Raw genomic sequence first — 17,938 nt, 5'->3', positions numbered from 1 at the left:
CTCCGCCATCCCGGCCGGGCGCAGGAGTTACACGACATGGCAACCCAAACCTATACCGGCAGCTGCCAATGCGGCAGCATCGCCTATGAGGTCGAGGCCGACCTCGACAAGACGATCGTCTGCAACTGCTCGCGCTGCCGGCGGCTTGGCGCGGTGCTGACCTTCGCCACGCCCGACAAGTTTCAGCTGACCGCCGACGGCCCGACGACGGACTGGCGTTCAACACTCATGCCATCCACCACCTGTTTTGCCCGATCTGCGGGATCGAGGCCTACGCCCGTGGCACGACGCCAGATGGAAACGAGATGATTGCCGTCAACGTCAACTGCCTCGATGGCGTTGACGCCCGCGCACTGGACAGCCGCCCGGTGAATGGCGCCGGCGACTGACAACGCCAGATGGGAACGCGGCTTCAAGGCCGCGGCCCACCCTGCGGCGGCCTATCCGTCCACCCGGATTCGTGCGTTCTGCGGGTCATAGGGCGAGTCTTCGGTCACGACGGCATCCCACAGCCGGCCCTGCATCCGCACCTTCAGCGCGGTGCCGGGCGCGGCGAGGTCAGGCCGCACATAGCCCATGCCGATCGACTTGCCGAACGCCGTCGAATAACCGCCGGAGGTCAGGCGACCGATCTTGGTGCCGTCCAGCAGCAATGCCTCGCGGCCCCAGGGGTCTGCATCGGCGGGGCCGTCGATCAGGACGGTTACGCACATCGAGCGGATCCCCTTGGCCTCCATCGCCTCCTTGCCGCGGAAGTCCTTGGACAGATCGACAAAGCGGTCGAGCCCGGCCTCCAGCGGCGTCGCGTCGCGGCCGAGTTCGGTACCGAAGGCGCGGTAGGATTTTTCCTGCCTCAGCCAGTTCTGCGCCCGTCCGCCCACCAGCCGCAGTCCATGTCGTTCGCCGGCCTCGATCAGGCGGTCCCACAGGTGGCGGCCCATCTCGACCGGGTGGTGCAACTCCCAGCCCAGCTCGCCGGTATAGGCGACGCGGATGGTGCTGACCGGCACCATCCCCAGCTCGATGTTACGCATCGAGAGCCACGGAAAGCGCTTGTTCGAGAGCACGGTGGCCGGGTCGGCGTCCCGCACCAACTCGTTCAGGATGGCGCGACTGTTTGGGCCGGCCAGGGCAAAGACCCCGTATTGGGTCGTGACGTCGGCCAGATACATCGGCCCGAAACGCTCGATATTGTCGGCCACGGCCCTCGCCAGGAAATCCTGGTCATAGGCGGTCCAGGCGCCGGCCGAGACGAGGTAGTAGGCGTCCTCGGCGGTGCGCACGATGGTGTATTCGGTCCGCGTCGTGCCGGCGTCGGTCAGGGCATAGGTCAGGTTGATACGGCCGACCTTGGGCAGCTTGTTGGTCGTGAACCAGTCCAGAAAGGCGGTCGCGCCAGGCCCCTTGAGGATATGCTTGGTAAAGGCGCTGGCGTCGATCAGGCCGGCCGTCTCGCGCAGAGCTTGCGCCTCGGCGGCCGCGTATTGCCACCAGCCGCCGCGCCGGAACGAGCGCGAATCGTGGTCGTCGAAGCCGGCGGGGGCATAGTAGTTCGGGCGCTCCCATCCATTGACCTGTCCCATCTGTGCGCCGGCCGCAATCTGGCGGTCATAGGCGGGGGCGGTCCTCAGCGGGCGGCAGGCCGGCCGCTCCTCGTCGGGGTGGTGCAGCACAAAGACATTCTCATACGCCTCCTCATTCTTGCGGGCGGCGTATTCGGTGGTCATCCAGCTGCCGAACCGGCGCGGATCGAGCGAGGCCATGTCGATCTCTGCCTCGCCGTCGACCATCATCTGCGCCAGGTAGTGGCCCGTGCCACCGGCCGCGGTGATGCCGAACGAGAAACCTTCGGCCAGCCACATGTTGCGTAGCCCGGGCGCCGGGCCGACCAGCGGGTTGCCGTCCGGCGTATAGCAGATCGGGCCGTTGTAATCGTCCTTCAACCCCACGGTTTCCGAGGACGGGATGCGGTGGATCATCGACATGTATTCCTCCTCGATCCGTTCCAGATCGAGGGTGAAGAGGTCGGCGCGGAAGCTGTCGGGCACGTCATAAAGGAACCGCGCCGGGGCATTGCGCTCGTAGGGGCCGAGGATCCAGCCACCGCGTTCTTCGCGCACATACCACTTGGCATCTGCGTCGCGCAGGACCGGATGCTCGGGGTTGCCAGCCTGACGCCAGGCGACGAGGGCGGGGTCCGGCTCGGTCACGATATACTGGTGCTCGACCGGGATCGCCGGGATCTTGATACCGAGAAGGCGCGCGGTGCGCTGCGCATGGTTGCCGGTCGCGGTCACGACATGCTCGGCGGTGATGTCGAAGACCTCGCCGGAGGGGACGAGGTTTCCGCCACGCTCGACCATGCGCTCGCAGGTGACGATCCATTCCGATCCGGTCCAGCGATAACCGTTGACCTGGATCTTGCGCTCGATCGTGGCCCCGGCCATGCGCGCGCCCTTGGCCATGGCCTGGGTGACGTCCGCGGGGTTGATGTAGCCATCGGTCGGGTGGAACAGCGCGCCCTTGAGGTCCTCGGTCCGCAGCAGCGGCCAGCGGGACTTGATCTCGTCCGGGGTCAGGAACTGGTGTTCGATGCCGACCGTCTCGGCCGTGGCGGAGTAAAGCTGGTATTCGTCCATCCGCGCGTCGGTCTGCGCCATGCGCAGGTTGCCGCAACGGGTAAAGCCGGCGTTGAGGCCCGTCTCCTCCTCCAGCCGGGCGTAGAGTTTCACCGAGAAATCATGGATGTGCGTGGTCGCATAGCCCATGTTGAACAGCGGCAGCAGACCGGCCGCGTGCCATGTGCTGCCCGCCGTCAACTCGTCGCGCTCAACCAGCATGGTGTCCCAGCCGCGCCGCGCCAACGCCAGCAGGATGCCGCAGCCGACCGCGCCGCCGCCCACCACCAGGGCCTTTACATGGGTTTTCATTGGCATCCCTCCGCCTCGCTGCTGGCACACTTGTGACAGAGGCGCGGGCGGCGCATGGCGGCGACGCGACATGCGCGGGCGGGATTGCGACATGGACGGTTCGCGACGCGAACGTGGGGCTGCGTGATGCAGGGCGGCCCGATGGGCGCCGTTAACTTGGGGTTAACGATGTCTGTGCTATCGACCGCGGGAGGACAGCGCGGGATGGGATGATGGTAGCGCCGGCGATCAACGGATGGCTTGGCGCGGCGTTCCTGGCGGCACTGGCGGGCGCCCCCGCGCTCGCGGACGGCTATTATACCTCGTTCGATCTGGCCCCCAGCAAGCCGATGGCCGTGGTGAGCGTTGATCGCGGCCCGTTGACCTATGCCGCCGCCGCCGGCCGCGGCGATGATGGCGAGCGCTGGGGCAAGGGCGCAGTCCTCTATGTCTGGAATCGCGATGGGCTGCGCCTCAAGGCGGGGCCGAGCGTCTATGTCTCGTCCAAGGATGGCCGCCATATCGGCCTGCGCGTCGGCGCCGACTGCTACCGCGACCGGGGGGCCTGGGCATCCTACTGGATGGCCGAATACGACACGACGCAGCAGGCATCGCTGGCGCTGGTCAGTGCCGACTGGAAGGTGCGGGGGATTGGGGTCGAGCTGTCGGTATGGCACGAGCGCCACGAGAAAGCCGCCCCGACCCTGATGGCGCGGTGGAAGATGCCCGGCCACGACGCATCACTTCGCGCCGGGTGGCGGTTCAAGGAGCGTGAGGCCTTTGTCGGGGTAAGCCTGTCGCGGTTCTAGGCGGGCGGCGATCCGGCGGGCATTTACAAGGTCGTTAAAGGTGCCGGATCTCGGGATTGCCCCTGCGGCCTCAACGGCCTGACGAAGAAACTTCGCCGTCCTTTCCCCTCAGAACATCCCCGGCACCACCAGGTCGGGTGGCCGGTGGCCATCGACGAACGTCTTTATATTCACGATCACCCGCTCGCCCATCTCGGCCCGGCCCTCGACCGTGGCACTGCCCATATGTGGCAGCAGGACCACGTTCGGCAGAGCGCGCAGGCGGGGATTGATCTCGTGGCCATGCTCGAACACGTCGAGGCCGGCGCCCGCGATTTCGCCCGCGCGCAGCATCCGCGTCAGCGCGTTCTCGTCGATCACCTCGCCGCGCGAGGTGTTCACCACGACCGCGGTCGGCTTCAGCAACTTCAGCCGGCGGGCATTCAGCAGGTGAAAGGTAGCGGGGGTATGCGGCGCGTTCACGCTGACGATGTCGACCCGTGCCAGCATCCGATCGAGGCTTTCGGACCAGGTGGCCTGCAGTGCGGCCTCGGTCTCGGGGCGCAGCCGACGGCGGTTGTGGTAATGGACCTGCAGGCCAAAGGCGGCGGCGCGTCGGGCGACCGCCTGGCCAATCCGCCCCATGCCGAGGATCCCGAGCCGCCGCCCCGCCAGCCGACCGCCAAGGTTCGCGGTCGGCGCCCAGCCGTGCCAGTTTCCGGCCTGCATCTGCGCCATGCCTTCGGGCAGGCGGCGGGTCACGGCGAGGATCAGCGCCATGGTCATATCGGCCGTATCTTCGGTGACGACGCCCGGGGTGTTGCTGACCAGGATACCGCGCTGGCGGGCGCTGGCGATGTCGAGGTGATCGATCCCGGCGCCGAAATTGGCGATCAGCTTCAGCCGCGGGCCCGCCTGCGCCAACATGGTTGCGTCAATCCGGTCGGTGAGGGTCGGCACCAGGATCTCGCAGGACTGCATAGCCGCGACCATTTCCTCGCGCGCCAGCCGGGTGTCGCTTTCGTTGAAGCGGCAGTCGAACAGCTCGGCCATGCGCGCCTCGATGGCCTCGGGCAGGCGGCGTGTGACCTGCACCACGGGGCGCGGGCGGCCGGAATCTGACGGTGAGGACGGGGGCGACATGCTGGCTCTCCGGGACTTTATCGGCTTGCCCTTTCGCCGGACGGGCAGCTTTGGCAGACTGCGCGGCGGACGGGGCCAGCACAAGACCCCGAGGTCACGCGAGGCGGTCCAGATGATCAAGCGGCATACCCGCAGAGCTATACTTTGCGGCACGGCGCTGCCGGCTGTTGTCCTGTTGGCAACGCTGTGGCTGGTGCCGGATTTGTCTGGCGGCCCGGCCCTTGCCCAGCCTGCGACGCAGGTCGAGGCGGCCGGCAAGGACGCCGCGGCCAAGGGCGAGGCCGCCGTGCCCGCCCCGGCGGCCGGCGACGGCGCGGCCACCAAGGCCGGGGAGGCCGCTGCCGCAGCACCCGCTACCGCTCGCGCGCGCGATCCGAATCGCGGCCCGGTCACCAACTTGCCGCTGCCACGCTATGTCTCGCTGAAGGGGTCCGAGGGGAATGCCCGCCGCGGCCCCTCGCTCTCGCATCGCATCGACTGGGTATTCCGCCACGCTGGCATGCCGCTGCGCGTGACGGCCGAATACGGCCACTGGCGCCGGGTCGAGGACGCCGAAGGCGCCGGCGGTTGGGTGCACTATTCGCTGCTGTCGGGGGTGCGCACCGCGATCATCCAGCAGGACATGGCCGATCTGCATGCCCGCGCGAACCCCGACGCCCAGGTGACCGCCCGGGCCGAGAGCGGCGCGATCGTCAAGCTGGGCGCGTGCCGCAACGACTGGTGCCAGATTACCGGCGGCGGCACCTCAGGCTGGGTGCCGCAATCGGCGCTGTGGGGCGTGGATCGCGGCGAGGTGCGGGACTGACCCGCGCGCCGCGGCGGCCTGACGGCGGGCGTTCCGCCTAAGCTCGCGCAACTTCCAGCCTGTTCCCGGTCCGTTCTCACATTCCAGTTGCTTTTCGGAGCGCGCTGCCTATGTGATGCGCGGGACTCGCGAGGGCTTAATGGAACAGAAGTTCATCTCGGTTCGCGGCGCGCGCGAGCATAATCTTAAGGACGTGGACCTCGACATTCCGCGCGACCAGTTCGTCGTCATCACCGGCCTGTCGGGCAGCGGCAAATCCAGCCTCGCCTTTGATACGATCTATGCCGAGGGGCAGCGGCGCTATGTCGAATCCCTGTCGGCCTATGCCCGGCAGTTCCTCGACATGATGGGCAAACCGGATGTGGATCACATCAGTGGCCTGTCACCGGCCATCAGCATCGAGCAAAAGACCACCAGCAAGAACCCCCGCTCGACCGTCGGCACGGTCACCGAGATCTACGACTACCTGCGCCTGCTGTTCGCCCGCGCCGGTACCCCGTTCAGCCCGGCCACCGGCCTGCCGATCGAGGCGCAGCAGGTCCAGGACATGGTTGATCGCGTCATGGCGATGGAAGAGGGGACCCGCGCCTACCTGCTGGCCCCCATCGTGCGCGATCGCAAGGGCGCCTACGAGAAAGAGTTTCTTGAACTGCGCAAGCAGGGCTTCCAGCGGGTCAAGGTCAACGGCACCTTTCACGAATTGGACACCCCGCCGACACTGGACAAGAAATTCCGCCATGACATCGACGTCGTGGTCGACCGCATCGTTGTGCGCGAGGGGCTTGAGACACGGCTGGCCGACAGCTTTCGCACCGCCCTCGACCTCGCCAGCGGCATCGCTGTGCTGGAGACCGCAGCCGAGGAGGGGGCCGAGCCGCAGCGGATCACCTTCAGCGAGAACTTTGCCTGTCCGGTCAGCGGCTTTACCATCCCGGAGATCGAGCCGCGGCTGTTTTCGTTCAACGCCCCGTTCGGCGCCTGTCCCGCATGCGACGGCCTCGGGGTCGAGCTGTTCTTTGACGAGCGCCTGGTCGTGCCCGATGTCACCCTGTCCATCGCGCAGGGTGCCATCGCGCCATGGGCCAAGTCGAAGTCGGCCTATCTGACCCAGACCATCAATGCGCTGGCTAGGCACTACGGCTTTGATCGCAAGATGCCGTGGAAAGATCTGCCCGAGGAAGTGCGCCAGGTCCTGCTGCACGGGTCGGGGAAGGAAGAGATCAAGTTCCGCTTTGACGATGCCGGCCGCGTCTACGAGGTCAGCCGCGCCTTCGAGGGCGTGATCGCCAACATGGAGCGCCGCTACCGCGAGACCGACAGCGCCTGGTCCCGCGAGGAGATGGAGCGTTACCAGAACAGCCGCCCCTGCGGCACCTGCGACGGCTATCGCCTGAAACCCGAGGCGCTGGCGGTCAAGATCGCCGGCAACCATGTCGGCGAGGTTGTCGCCCTTTCCATCCGCGAGGCGCTGGCCTGGGTCGAGGCCGCGCCCGCAACCCTGTCCAAGCAGAAGAACGAGATTGCCGCCGCGATCCTCAAGGAAATCCGCGAGCGGTTGGGGTTCCTTGTCAACGTCGGGCTGGACTACCTGACCCTCAGCAGGGCTGCCGGCACGCTGTCGGGCGGCGAGAGCCAGCGGATCCGCCTCGCCAGCCAGATCGGCAGCGGGCTGACTGGCGTGCTGTACGTGCTGGACGAGCCGAGCATCGGGTTGCATCAGCGCGACAACGACCGGCTGCTCGACACGCTCAAGGGGCTGCGCGACGCCGGCAATTCGGTGATCGTGGTCGAGCATGACGAAGACGCGATCCGCCACGCGGATTACGTGTTCGACATGGGCCCGGGGGCGGGGGTCCATGGCGGCACCGTTGTCGCCAAGGGCACCCCGGACGAGATCGCGGCCGATCCCGACAGCCTGACCGGCCAATACCTCAGCGGCACGCGCGAGATCGCGGTCCCGGAGGAGCGCCGCGCCGGCAATGGCAAGGCAGTGACCGTGGTCAAGGCCACGGGCAACAACCTCAAGGATGTGACCGCACGCTTTCCGCTGGGCCAGTTCGTCTGCGTGACGGGCGTTTCAGGCGGCGGCAAGTCCACGTTGACCATCGAGACGCTGTTCAAGACCGCCTCGATGCGGCTGAACGGCGCCCGCCAGACCCCGGCGCCGTGCGAGACGGTCAAGGGGCTGGAGCATCTGGACAAGGTCATCGACATCGACCAGCGACCGATCGGCCGCACCCCGCGATCGAACCCCGCGACCTATACTGGTGCCTTCACCCCGATCCGCGACTGGTTCGCTGGCCTGCCCGAGGCCAAGGCGCGCGGCTATAAAGCCGGGCGCTTCAGCTTCAACGTCAAGGGCGGGCGCTGCGAGGCCTGCCAGGGCGACGGCGTCATCAAGATCGAGATGCACTTCCTGCCCGACGTCTATGTCGAATGCGAGACCTGCAAGGGCAAGCGCTACAACCGCGAGACGCTCGAGGTGCAGTTCAAGGGCAAGTCGATTGCCGATGTGCTGGACATGACGGTCGAGGACGCGCAGCAGTTCTTCAAGGCGGTGCCGAGCATCCGCGAAAAGATGGACGCACTGGTCGAGGTCGGCCTTGGCTACATCAAGGTCGGCCAGCAGGCGACGACGCTGTCAGGCGGCGAGGCGCAGCGCGTGAAGCTATCCAAGGAGCTGTCGCGCCGGGCTACAGGCAGAACGCTCTACATCCTCGACGAGCCGACGACGGGTCTGCATTTCGAAGATGTGCGCAAGCTGCTGGAGGTGCTTCACTCGCTGGTCGAGCAGGGCAACACCGTGATCGTCATCGAGCATAACCTGGACGTGGTGAAGACCGCCGACTGGGTGATCGACATCGGCCCGGAAGGCGGCGATGGCGGCGGCCGGATCGTCGGCGAGGGCACGCCCGAGCAGATCGCGGCGATCGAGGGCAGCCACACCGGCCGTTACCTCGCGCCACTGCTGAAGGCACGCCCAGCCAAGCCCCGAGCCAAGGCACCGCAGCGAAAGCGGGTCGCCGCGGAGTAGGCGGGAAACCGGCGTACGGTCCTACATCACCACAGGATGCCGCCCGCTCCGCCGGGCCCGCGATAGTCGGTTCGGAATAGACTTGGCAGCGCCCGGTCCTTTACGACCGGGCGCTGCGCGTTCCAGCCGGGGACGTCGCCGGACGTTTGCCAAGCGCCGACCCGGCCGCGCCTTTCACCCGTTGCGGCCCTGCGCCATGGCGCACAGGATCTCGAACATGATCGACGCGCCTAGGTAAGCGGTGCCGCCCGTGTTGTCGAACGGGGGCGAGACCTCGACCAGGTCGGCACCTACGATGTTCAGCCCGGCCAGTTCGCGAACCACCTCCAGCGCCTGCCAACTGTTCGGGCCGCCGATTTCCGGCGTGCCCGTGCCGGGCGCAAACGCCGGGTCCACGAAGTCGATATCATAGGAGAGGTAAGTCGGGCCGCTGCCGGCAATTGCGCGCGCCTCGGCCATCACGTCGGGGATGCCGCGGGCCCAAACCTCCTCCATCGGGATGATGCGGATGCCGACGCTGCGCGCGAAGTCGCGATCCTCGGTGTCATAGGCGCTGCCCCGGATCCCGATCTGGACCACTCGGGTCGGGTCCAGCAGCCCCTCCTCGACCGCGCGACGGAAGGGGGTGCCGTGGGTAAAGCGGGTGCCACCGAAATAGGTGTCGAAGAGGTCAGTGTGGCTGTCGAAATGGACCATGCCCACCGGGCCGGAGGCCGCGACCGCCCGCAGGATGGGCAGCGAGCACAGGTGATCGCCGCCGGCAGTCAGCGGCACGATCCCGGCCGCGACGACCGCCTGATAAAATCGGGTCACCCGGTCCATGCTGTCCATCAGGTCGGCCGGGTTGGGCCCGACGTCGCCAAGATCGGCGCAGGCCATTGCTTCGAACGGGCGCACCCAGCTGACCCCGTTGGCGGCGCGGATCATGGTCGAGGCATCCCGGAGCTGGCGCGGGCCGTGGCGCGGGCCGGGCCGATTGGTGGTGCCACCGTCCCACGGCAGGCCGATCAGCCCCACCTCGACCTCGGCAAAGCGCGGATGGTCCGGCGGGACATGCGGCAGGCGCATGAAGGTCGGCACGCCTGCAAAGCGTGGCAGATCAAAGCCTGAAACGGGGTGAAAGAAGGGGTCGGACATGGCGGCCTCCGCGATGGTGACGGCGAATGTGTTTCACGCGCATGGGTGGCCGTCCACTACCTGCAGTGTCGGCGGGACGAGCAAGGCTCATTCGTGGCCGCCACTTGCCCCGACGTAAGCCTGGCCGCCCGCCTTCATCGCGCCTTCCCCCGGCCTGGTCGCATTGACCCTTCCCGGCCCCGGGTCTAGAACCGCGCTGAACCCGAGCAACCGCCAGAGGTCGCCCGGTCTTGAGGAGTGCGCTGTCTTGGACTACCTCCTGCGCGAGTATCTGCCCATCCTGATCTTCCTCGGCATGGCATCGGCGCTGGCATTGGTGTTGATCGCCGCCGCGGCCCTGATCGCGGTGCGCAATCCCGATCCGGAAAAGGTCAGTGCCTATGAGTGCGGATTTAACGCATTCGATGACGCCCGCATGAAGTTCGACGTGCGCTTTTACCTGGTCTCGATCCTGTTCATCATTTTCGACCTGGAAGTTGCGTTCCTGTTTCCCTGGGCGGTCAGTTTCCCGACGCTGCCGCCGGTCGCGTTCTGGTCGATGATGGTCTTTCTGGGCGTGCTGACGATCGGCTTCGTCTACGAGTGGCGCAAAGGGGCACTGGAATGGTCGTGAAGCTGGGCCCCGAAGGCGCCATCGCCGAGATGGCCGAGACCGCCAGCGGTGCGCTGGTCACCGACTCGCCCATGGGCGGCACGCCCGCGCATCGCGGCGCGCATCCGACTGGCGTTAACTCGGGCCTGATCCGGCCACTGGGCACGGGCGCCAAGGCCGGTCCCGACCGCGATCTGCAGGTGGCCGAACTGTCGCGCGAGATGCAGGACAAGGGATTCCTGCTGACCACGACGGAAGACATCATCAACTGGGCCCGCAACGGCAGCCTGCACTGGATGACCTTTGGCCTCGCCTGCTGCGCGGTCGAAATGATGCAGGCCTCGATGCCGCGCTACGACCTCGAGAGGTTCGGCACGGCGCCCCGCGCCAGCCCGCGCCAGTCCGACCTGATGATCGTCGCCGGCACGCTGACCAACAAGATGGCCCCGGCCCTGCGCAAGGTCTACGACCAGATGCCAGAGCCGCGCTATGTCATCAGCATGGGCAGCTGCGCCAACGGCGGCGGCTATTATCACTACAGCTACAGCGTTGTGCGCGGCTGCGACCGGATCGTGCCGGTCGATATCTACGTGCCGGGCTGCCCGCCCACGGCCGAGGCGCTGCTGTATGGCATCCTGCAGTTGCAGCGCCGCATCCGCCGCACCGGCACCCTGGTAAGGTAGGCGTCATGGCTGTGTATCCCGATATCGACGGCCTTGCTGCCCTCGCGGAAGAACTGCAGGCGCGTCATGGCGACGCGATCCTCGACACCAAGCTTGCCCGGGGCGAGCTGTCGTTGCGGATCACGCTGTCGCATTTGCTGCCGCTGGTGGAGGCGCTGCGGACCGCGCCCGACTGCCGCTTCAACATGCTGGTCGATATCACGGCCATCGATCATCCCGACCGCATCGCCAGGTTCGACATCGTCTGGCAGTTCCTGTCGATGTACACCAACCAGCGCATCCGCCTGAAGTGCGAGATCCGCGAGGACGAGATGGTGCCGTCGCTGACCAGCATCCATCCCTGTGCCAACTGGTTCGAGCGCGAGGTGTTCGACATGTTCGGGGTGCTGTTCAGCGGCCATCCCGACCTGCGCCGCATCCTGACCGACTATGGTTTTCGCGGTCATCCGCTGCGCAAGGACTTTCCGACCACCGGCTATGTCGAGGTCCGCTATGATGAGACCGAAAAGCGCGTCATCTACGAGCCGGTCAAGCTGACCCAGGAATACCGTCAGTTCGATTTTCTATCCCCGTGGGAGGGCGTGATCGACGTCCTGCCCGGCGACGAAAAACAGACTGCGGCGAGGGAGGACTGACCAATGATGGACGGTGACATCCGCCGCAATACCTATGACGACGGCAGCCAGGACCGGCTGACCGGCGAGCAGCAGATCCGTAATTTCAACATCAACTTCGGCCCGCAGCACCCGGCCGCGCACGGCGTGCTGCGCATGGTGCTGGAACTCGACGGCGAGATCGTTGAGCGTGCCGATCCGCATATCGGCCTGCTGCACCGCGGCACCGAAAAGCTGATGGAATCGCGGACTTACCTGCAGAACCTGCCATACCTCGACCGCCTCGACTACGTCGCGCCCATGAACCAGGAGCATGCCTGGTGCCTTGCGATCGAGCGGCTGACCGGCCTTGATGTGCCGCGCCGCGCCTCGATCATCCGCGTGCTCTACTGCGAGATCGGCCGTGTGCTGAACCACCTGCTGAACGTCACCACTCAGGCCATGGACGTGGGCGCGCTGACGCCGCCGCTCTGGGGTTTTGAGGAACGCGAAAAACTGATGGTGTTCTACGAGCGTGCCAGCGGGGCGCGCCTGCATGCCGCCTATTTCCGGCCGGGCGGGGTGCATCAGGACCTTCCGCCGAACCTGCTAGACGACATCGACGACTGGGCCGTGGCCTTCCCGCGCGTGCTGGACGATCTGGACACGCTGCTGACCGAAAACCGGATCTTCAAGCAGCGTAACGTCGATATTGGCGTCGTGGGCGAGCAGGACATCCTCGACTGGGGCTATTCCGGCGTCATGGTGCGTGGGAGCGGCCTCGCCTGGGACCTGCGCCGCAGCCAGCCCTATGAGTGCTATGACGAGTTCGCCTTCGAGGTGCCGGTCGGCACCAACGGGGACTGCTACGACCGCTACCTGTGCCGCATGGAGGAGATGCGGCAATCGACGCGCATCATCCGTGACTCGGTGGCGATGCTGAAAAAGACGCCCGGGCCGGTGATGGCGCGTGGCAAGCTGACGCCGCCGCGCCGCACCGAGATGAAGCGCGACATGGAATCGCTGATCCAGCACTTCAAGCTCTATACCGAGGGCTTCAAGGTGCCGGCTGGCGAGGTCTATGCCGCGGTCGAGGCGCCCAAGGGCGAGTTCGGCGTCTATCTGGTCAGCGATGGCACAAACCGTCCCTACCGCGCCAAGCTGCGGGCGCCGGGATTCTTGAACATGCAGTCGATGGACTGGCTGTCCAAGGGCCACATGCTGGCGGACGTGTCGGCCATCATCGGGACCATGGACATCGTCTTCGGCGAGGTCGACCGATGACCGCCGCCGTGGCACTTGCGCTGCACAATCCGGGGCTGTTGATCGCCTTGGCCGTCATGCTCTATTTCGGGACGCCCCACTGATGCTGCGCCGCCTTTCGCCCGTCCAGCCCGACAGCTTTGCCTTCACGCCCGACAATCTCGCCTGGGCGCACGCCCAGATGACCAAGTTCCCCGAGGGCCGCCAGGCCTCGGCCATCATCCCGATCCTGTGGCGCGCGCAGGAGCAGGAGGGTTGGCTGTCCCGCCCGGCACTGGAATATGTCGCCACGATGCTGGGACTGCCTTTCATGCGGGCGCTGGAAGTTGCCACATTCTACTTCATGTTTCAGCTGCAACCAGTTGGTAGAATTGCAAATATCCAGATCTGCGGCACCACGTCCTGCATGATCTGCGGGTCCGAGGACCTGATCGCCGTGTGCCGCGAGATGATTGCGCCGCAGGCCCACCAATTGAGCGCGGACGGCAATTTCAGCTGGGAAGAGGTCGAGTGCCTCGGCGCCTGCACCAACGCGCCCATGGCTCAGATCGGCAAGGATTATTACGAGGACCTGACGCCCGAAAAGCTGCGCCAGCTGATCGCCGCCATGGCAGCGGGGCAGGTGCCGCTGCCCGGGCCGCAGAACGGGCGCTATTCGTCCGAGCCGCTGGGCGGCGCGACGACGCTGATCGACACGCATGATCCCGTGCAGCCTTATAACGGCAGCGTACAACTGGCGGTGGACATCGGCGATACGCTGAAGCGGATCGATGGCGCCGAGGTCCCGCTGCTGACCCCTTGGCTGAGCGCGAAGGACACCCCTGAGGGGGACACGACGGAGGAGCCGCAGCCGGCCGCCGGCGCGCCGGTGGACGAGACCGGGACCACCAAGCAGCAGGCGCAGGCCGGCTCGGCCGGGCGTCCGGTCAGTGCGCGCGAGCCGGCAGGTGCGGTGCGCGGCGATGCCGACCCGGGCAAGGCATAGGCTGACAGCGGGCAGAACGGATCGGCGAGGTTAGCGATGGATCAGTGCAGGCAGAAAAGCTTGATCGCCGCGGCAGTTGCGGGCGCTCTCACCTTGCTCTCGGCATGGCTGGGCGGCGGCTACCCGTTTGTCGTCGCCGTGTTGCTGGCGGTGCTGGTGGGTGGCTTGCTGGGCGCGCTACTCGTCTGGGGCCTCTGCTCGGGCCGAGGGAGTGCCGCCGAAAACGAGGCGATCCAGGCCACCATGTGGGAACCCGAGCCTTTTACCCCAAACCGCCGGGTCGTGGCCCCGGGCGGTCGGGTTATCTCCACCCGACCGCTGGACGCCGACGCGCCCGAGGGACTGGAGGCACGGGCGTTGGATAGCGTAACTTTGCAGGCCAGCCGTGATCCGGCGGTTGCCCGTCCTTCAGCGGTGGCCGAGCCTGCCGTCGCTGACATGCGCGAGCCGGATGCCGACGTGGACGTGCCCCCGGGTCCCGGGGCGGCACTGCTGGCGACGCCCAGCATCTCGGCCTGCATCCCAACCGCGCCCGTCGCGCTGATGGCCGAGACGCTGCCGGGTAGTGCGACCTATACCGACCCCTTGCCAGCCTCCCAAGCCGATCAGGCCCGCAGCGCCGAGGAAGAGCAACGGCGGCGGGAAGCGCAGCCCAAGGCGGAAAAGCCTCGGAAAGCGGGCCAGGCTGCACGGGACATCGAACTGGGCGAGGATCGCGTTGCGACCCTAACCGGCGGTGATCACCCCATGGCGGCCGACGAGGGCGATCCGCTGATGCGCATCGAGGGGGTCGACCAGATGGCCGCCACGTGGCTGCGGGACAGTGGCGTCACCTCGGTGGAACAGATCGCCGTCTGGGACGATGCCGACATCGCCCGCTTTGCCGGGATGATGGGCCGCGCCGGTCATCGCATCCGCACCGAGGACTGGGCAGGGCAGGCTGCCCGCCTGATTGGCGCGCAGGGAGCCACCACGCGCCCGGAAGGGACGCGCGACGATGGCTAGCCGCCGTCAGCGCAGCCTCGCCTCGGCCGAGGCAAAGGCGGCGGCCGATGCCGCGGCTGCGGCACAGGCTCGCCGCGATTCCGGGCAGGCGCGGCTGGGGGGCGGCGTGATGGCAGCGGCCATGGTGCTGTGGCTGGGCCTGCAGTGGCTCGGCGGCAAATACGGATGGGAAGCGCGCTACGCCTTCCTGATAGATCTCGCGGCGATCGCCGCCCTCGTCTGGTCGCTTGCGGTGACCTGGCGCATCTGGCAGCGGCGGCGCACGGCCTGAGGGCCGCGAACAGGAACGGACACGGGACCATGCTGAAAGATCAGGATCGCATCTTCCAGAACCTCTACGGGATGCGCGACCGCAGCCTGAAGGGCGCGATCTCGCGCGGTGCCTGGGACGGCACCGCCGAGATCATCCAGCGTGGCCGCGACACGATCATCGAGCAGGTCAAGGCCAGCGGGTTGCGCGGCCGGGGCGGGGCGGGCTTTCCGACCGGCCTCAAGTGGTCCTTCATGCCCAAGGAAAGTGATGGGCGACCGTCCTACCTCGTCGTGAACGCCGACGAGTCCGAGCCGGGCACCTGCAAGGACCGCGAGATCATGCGCCATGATCCGCACACCCTGGTCGAGGGCTGCCTGATCGCCAGCTTCGCCATGGGCGCCCATGCCTGCTACATCTACCTGCGCGGCGAATACATCCGCGAGCGCGAGGCGCTGCAGACCGCCATCGACGAGGCCTATGACGCCGGCCTGCTGGGCCGCAACGCGGCGAAATCCGGCTGGGACCTCGACATCTACCTCGCCCATGGCGCCGGGGCCTATATCTGCGGCGAGGAAACCGCGCTGCTTGAAAGCCTCGAGGGCAAGAAGGGCATGCCGCGCATGAAGCCGCCGTTCCCGGCCGGCGCGGGGCTTTATGGTTGCCCGACCACGGTGAACAACGTCGAAAGCATCGCCGTCGTCCCCACGATCCTGCGTCGCGGGGCGGAATGGTTCGCGGGCATCGGCCGGCCCAACAACACCGGCACCAAGATCTTTGGCATCTCGGGTCACGTGAACAAGCCCTGCGTCGTCGAGGAAGCGATGTCGATTCCGCTGCGCCAGCTGCTGGACGAGCATTGCGGCGGGGTTCGCGGCGGCTGGGACAACCTCAAGGCAGTTATCCCGGGCGGCTCGTCCGTGCCGCTGCTGACGGCCGAGCAGTGCGAAGACGCGATCATGGATTTCGACTGGCTGCGCGAGCATCGCAGCGGCCTCGGCACGGCGGCGGTCATCGTGATGGATCAGTCGACCGACGTGATCAAGGCGATCTGGCGCTTCAGCAAGTTCTACAAGCACGAGAGCTGCGGCCAGTGCACGCCATGCCGCGAGGGCACGGGCTGGATGATGCGTGTCATGGACCGGCTGGTCCGCGGCGAGGCCGAGATCGAAGAAATCGACATGCTGCTGGACGTGACCAAGCAGGTCGAGGGCCATACCATCTGCGCACTCGGCGATGCGGCGGCCTGGCCGATTCAGGGTCTGGTGCGTGGCTTCCGCGACGAGATCGAGGACCGCATCAAGGCGCGCCGCACCGGGCGCAACACCGCCGCAATGGCGGCCGAGTAAGCATGAAGGGCCGCATCCTTCATATCGACCATGCCACCGGGGTCGGTGTCATCACCGGCGCCGACGGCCATCGCTATGACGTCGCCGCGGCCGACCTGCTGGGCGACGGCCAGATCGCTCGGCCTGGCGTCAGCGTCGATTTCGAGGTCGATGGCAACCGCGCGGTCCGGGTCTATCCCAATCCGGTGCAGGCCTTTCCGGGCATCCTGCTGGATCACAAGAACCGGCTGGTTGCGGGGCTGCTGGCGCTGTTTCTGGGTGCCTTCGGATTTCACAAGTTCTATCTCGGCTACAATACCGCCGGGCTGATCATGCTGGTCTCGACCCTGTTCGGCTTTGTGCTGCTGTGGATTCCAACCGGCATTGTCGCGGTGATCGCGCTGATCGAGGCGGTGATCTATCTGACCCGCACAGACGAGCAGTTCTACGAGACCTACGAGGCTGGGCAGAAGGCGTGGTTCTGATGCAGGCGCGGGCTCACGGTGAAATGACGCGGGCGTGTCGGGTATCCCGGCGCGGTTTGCGGCATGCTGGGCCCTTGTTCCAGCGTGAGGCCAAGATGAAAACCCTGCCGATCCTGACCGCGTCCCTGGTGACGCTCGCCGCGCTCGCCGCACCCGCCGCCGCACTCGAGCCGCTTTCGAAAGAGCGGTATATCAACGACCGCCTGGTTGCGGCGCGGGTCGCCGACCGCGTGCGGCGCACCTGCCCCAGCATTGACGGACGCATGATCGAGGCCTTTTCCCAGGCCCGCGCGTTGAAGCGTTATGCCGAAAAGAAAGGCTATTCCGGCGCCCAGATCGACGCTTTCCTTGACAGCAAGCCCGATCGCCAGCGCATCTATGCCACGGCCGAGGCTTATCTGGCCCAGCAGGGCGCGCGCGAAGGCGACCCCGAAAGCTTTTGCGGCGTCGGCCGAGCCGAGATCGCGGCGGGTAGCGTCGCCGGCAATCTGCTGGTGTCGAAATGAGGGGGACGGTGATGCGTTGGATCGGAATGGCGCTGCTGGCGCTCGCGGCAATGACCATGGTTCTGGGAGATGCGCTGGCGGCCAGTCCGCGCACCTCGTTCGGCTTTCGCCTCGATCTGCTGACACCGGCCGGTATGAGTTGCGCGGCCGATGCGCCGGGCGCCAGCGTCCGTCAGGGCCGCGACCTGCTCGGCCGGCCGCTGCTGAACGTGACAGGTGATCTGACCGGCGCTGCCATCACCTGCACGACGCCTCAGGGCGCGCGTTTTACAACGCCTCTTCCGGTCGACACCCGCGACCGCCTTGCCGCCCAGGTCGACGCCGTCGGCGTCTGGCGCGCCGGCTCTGACCGGATGGGACTGCTGATCAATCCGGATGGCGACCGGTTCGCCACGCCCGAAACCCACCGCTTTACCCGCCTTCCCTGAGGCG

General features: G+C 66.9%; 18 protein-coding genes. 15 read left to right on the top strand and 3 right to left on the bottom strand.

The annotated features are described in order from the left end of the window. Nucleotides 1–36: 36 nt before the first annotated feature. Complete coding sequence (locus DRW48_RS15530) at nt 37–309, top strand: GFA family protein (protein WP_241963302.1); 273 nt, start codon at nt 37–39, stop codon at nt 307–309. Between the two features lie 131 nt (nt 310–440). On the opposite strand, the gene DRW48_RS15525 is transcribed toward DRW48_RS15530, so the two are convergent. Continuing rightward, on the bottom strand, nt 441–2,930 hold the full coding sequence (locus tag DRW48_RS15525) for a GcvT family protein (RefSeq protein ID WP_114077190.1): 2,490 nt from the start codon (nt 2,928–2,930) through the stop codon (nt 441–443). A gap of 209 nt (nt 2,931–3,139) precedes the next feature. Here DRW48_RS15525 and DRW48_RS15520 point away from each other — a divergent pair, with 209 nt between their 5' ends. Next, entirely contained in the window at nt 3,140–3,718 is a 579-nt protein-coding gene (locus tag DRW48_RS15520; protein WP_114077189.1) for a hypothetical protein, read from the top strand. A 108-nt stretch (nt 3,719–3,826) separates the two neighbouring features. Here the strand turns inward: DRW48_RS15520 and DRW48_RS15515 are convergent, their stop codons facing one another. Next, a complete protein-coding gene (locus tag DRW48_RS15515; protein ID WP_114077188.1) occupies nt 3,827–4,840 on the bottom strand; it encodes a 2-hydroxyacid dehydrogenase in 1,014 nt (337 codons plus the stop codon). Nucleotides 4,841–5,126: 286 nt separating this feature from the next. Here DRW48_RS15515 and DRW48_RS15510 point away from each other — a divergent pair, with 286 nt between their 5' ends. Beyond that, nucleotides 5,127–5,645 (top strand): SH3 domain-containing protein, encoded by a 519-nt coding sequence (locus DRW48_RS15510; RefSeq protein WP_241963481.1) that lies wholly within the window; start codon nt 5,127–5,129, stop codon nt 5,643–5,645. Between the two features lie 139 nt (nt 5,646–5,784). After that, a complete protein-coding gene (gene uvrA / locus DRW48_RS15505; RefSeq protein WP_114077187.1) occupies nt 5,785–8,679 on the top strand; it encodes an excinuclease ABC subunit UvrA in 2,895 nt (964 codons plus the stop codon). A gap of 174 nt (nt 8,680–8,853) precedes the next feature. Here uvrA and speB read toward each other — a convergent pair whose 3' ends face one another. Then, a complete protein-coding gene (speB, locus tag DRW48_RS15500) occupies nt 8,854–9,816 on the bottom strand; it encodes an agmatinase (RefSeq protein WP_114077186.1) in 963 nt (320 codons plus the stop codon). Nucleotides 9,817–10,063: 247 nt separating this feature from the next. Here speB and DRW48_RS15495 point away from each other — a divergent pair, with 247 nt between their 5' ends. The 11 genes from DRW48_RS15495 (at nt 10,064) to DRW48_RS15445 (ending at nt 17,934) form a co-directional block, all read left to right on the top strand. Then, a complete protein-coding gene (locus DRW48_RS15495; RefSeq protein WP_114077185.1) occupies nt 10,064–10,429 on the top strand; it encodes an NADH-quinone oxidoreductase subunit A in 366 nt (121 codons plus the stop codon). A 29-nt stretch (nt 10,430–10,458) separates the two neighbouring features. After that, nucleotides 10,459–11,091 (top strand): NuoB/complex I 20 kDa subunit family protein, encoded by a 633-nt coding sequence (locus DRW48_RS15490; RefSeq protein WP_422385766.1) that lies wholly within the window; start codon nt 10,459–10,461, stop codon nt 11,089–11,091. Nucleotides 11,092–11,096: 5 nt separating this feature from the next. After that, complete coding sequence (locus tag DRW48_RS15485) at nt 11,097–11,726, top strand: NADH-quinone oxidoreductase subunit C (protein ID WP_114077184.1); 630 nt, start codon at nt 11,097–11,099, stop codon at nt 11,724–11,726. 3 nt (nt 11,727–11,729) lie between these two features. Beyond that, a complete protein-coding gene (locus tag DRW48_RS15480) occupies nt 11,730–12,968 on the top strand; it encodes an NADH-quinone oxidoreductase subunit D (protein WP_114077183.1) in 1,239 nt (412 codons plus the stop codon). Nucleotides 12,969–13,050: 82 nt separating this feature from the next. Beyond that, complete coding sequence (gene nuoE / locus DRW48_RS15475; RefSeq protein ID WP_114077182.1) at nt 13,051–13,932, top strand: NADH-quinone oxidoreductase subunit NuoE; 882 nt, start codon at nt 13,051–13,053, stop codon at nt 13,930–13,932. 36 nt (nt 13,933–13,968) lie between these two features. Next, a complete protein-coding gene (locus DRW48_RS15470) occupies nt 13,969–14,937 on the top strand; it encodes a hypothetical protein (protein ID WP_114077181.1) in 969 nt (322 codons plus the stop codon). After that, nucleotides 14,930–15,208 carry a DUF5337 domain-containing protein gene (locus DRW48_RS15465; RefSeq protein WP_114077180.1) on the top strand — a complete coding sequence of 93 codons (279 nt, stop codon included), beginning with the start codon at nt 14,930–14,932 and terminating at the stop codon, nt 15,206–15,208. The genes DRW48_RS15470 and DRW48_RS15465 overlap by 8 nt, the downstream gene beginning before the upstream one ends. Before the next feature lie 29 nt (nt 15,209–15,237). Further along, on the top strand, nt 15,238–16,536 hold the full coding sequence (gene nuoF, locus DRW48_RS15460) for an NADH-quinone oxidoreductase subunit NuoF (RefSeq protein WP_114077179.1): 1,299 nt from the start codon (nt 15,238–15,240) through the stop codon (nt 16,534–16,536). A gap of 2 nt (nt 16,537–16,538) precedes the next feature. Then, nucleotides 16,539–17,000, top strand: coding sequence for a TM2 domain-containing protein (locus DRW48_RS15455; RefSeq protein ID WP_114077178.1), 462 nt, complete (start codon nt 16,539–16,541; stop codon nt 16,998–17,000). Between the two features lie 95 nt (nt 17,001–17,095). After that, a complete protein-coding gene (locus DRW48_RS15450; protein WP_114077177.1) occupies nt 17,096–17,506 on the top strand; it encodes a DUF5333 domain-containing protein in 411 nt (136 codons plus the stop codon). 11 nt (nt 17,507–17,517) lie between these two features. Next, nucleotides 17,518–17,934, top strand: coding sequence for a hypothetical protein (locus DRW48_RS15445; RefSeq protein ID WP_162784800.1), 417 nt, complete (start codon nt 17,518–17,520; stop codon nt 17,932–17,934). The last annotated feature ends 4 nt before the right edge of the window (nt 17,935–17,938 follow it).

It is taken from the genome of Paracoccus suum, assembly GCF_003324675.1.
In the GTDB taxonomy this organism is placed as follows: domain Bacteria; phylum Pseudomonadota; class Alphaproteobacteria; order Rhodobacterales; family Rhodobacteraceae; genus Paracoccus; species Paracoccus suum.
Note: the sequence above shows the minus strand (reverse complement) of the source record. Positions and strands in the feature narration are given on the sequence as shown.

Excerpts from the sequence above, each read along its gene's own strand:
- DRW48_RS15530 (WP_241963302.1), top strand. The coding sequence starts at position 37 with ATGGCAACCCAAACCTATACCGGCAGCTGCCAATGCGGCAGCATCGCC.
- DRW48_RS15525 (WP_114077190.1), bottom strand. The coding sequence starts at position 2,930 with ATGAAAACCCATGTAAAGGCCCTGGTGGTGGGCGGCGGCGCGGTCGGC.
- DRW48_RS15520 (WP_114077189.1), top strand. The coding sequence starts at position 3,140 with ATGATGGTAGCGCCGGCGATCAACGGATGGCTTGGCGCGGCGTTCCTG.
- DRW48_RS15515 (WP_114077188.1), bottom strand. The coding sequence starts at position 4,840 with ATGTCGCCCCCGTCCTCACCGTCAGATTCCGGCCGCCCGCGCCCCGTG.
- uvrA (WP_114077187.1), top strand. The coding sequence starts at position 5,785 with ATGGAACAGAAGTTCATCTCGGTTCGCGGCGCGCGCGAGCATAATCTT.
- speB (WP_114077186.1), bottom strand. The coding sequence starts at position 9,816 with ATGTCCGACCCCTTCTTTCACCCCGTTTCAGGCTTTGATCTGCCACGC.
- DRW48_RS15490 (WP_422385766.1), top strand. The coding sequence starts at position 10,459 with ATGGCCGAGACCGCCAGCGGTGCGCTGGTCACCGACTCGCCCATGGGC.
- DRW48_RS15485 (WP_114077184.1), top strand. The coding sequence starts at position 11,097 with ATGGCTGTGTATCCCGATATCGACGGCCTTGCTGCCCTCGCGGAAGAA.
- DRW48_RS15480 (WP_114077183.1), top strand. The coding sequence starts at position 11,730 with ATGATGGACGGTGACATCCGCCGCAATACCTATGACGACGGCAGCCAG.
- nuoE (WP_114077182.1), top strand. The coding sequence starts at position 13,051 with ATGCTGCGCCGCCTTTCGCCCGTCCAGCCCGACAGCTTTGCCTTCACG.
- DRW48_RS15470 (WP_114077181.1), top strand. The coding sequence starts at position 13,969 with ATGGATCAGTGCAGGCAGAAAAGCTTGATCGCCGCGGCAGTTGCGGGC.
- DRW48_RS15465 (WP_114077180.1), top strand. The coding sequence starts at position 14,930 with ATGGCTAGCCGCCGTCAGCGCAGCCTCGCCTCGGCCGAGGCAAAGGCG.
- nuoF (WP_114077179.1), top strand. The coding sequence starts at position 15,238 with ATGCTGAAAGATCAGGATCGCATCTTCCAGAACCTCTACGGGATGCGC.
- DRW48_RS15455 (WP_114077178.1), top strand. The coding sequence starts at position 16,539 with ATGAAGGGCCGCATCCTTCATATCGACCATGCCACCGGGGTCGGTGTC.
- DRW48_RS15450 (WP_114077177.1), top strand. The coding sequence starts at position 17,096 with ATGAAAACCCTGCCGATCCTGACCGCGTCCCTGGTGACGCTCGCCGCG.
- DRW48_RS15445 (WP_162784800.1), top strand. The coding sequence starts at position 17,518 with ATGCGTTGGATCGGAATGGCGCTGCTGGCGCTCGCGGCAATGACCATG.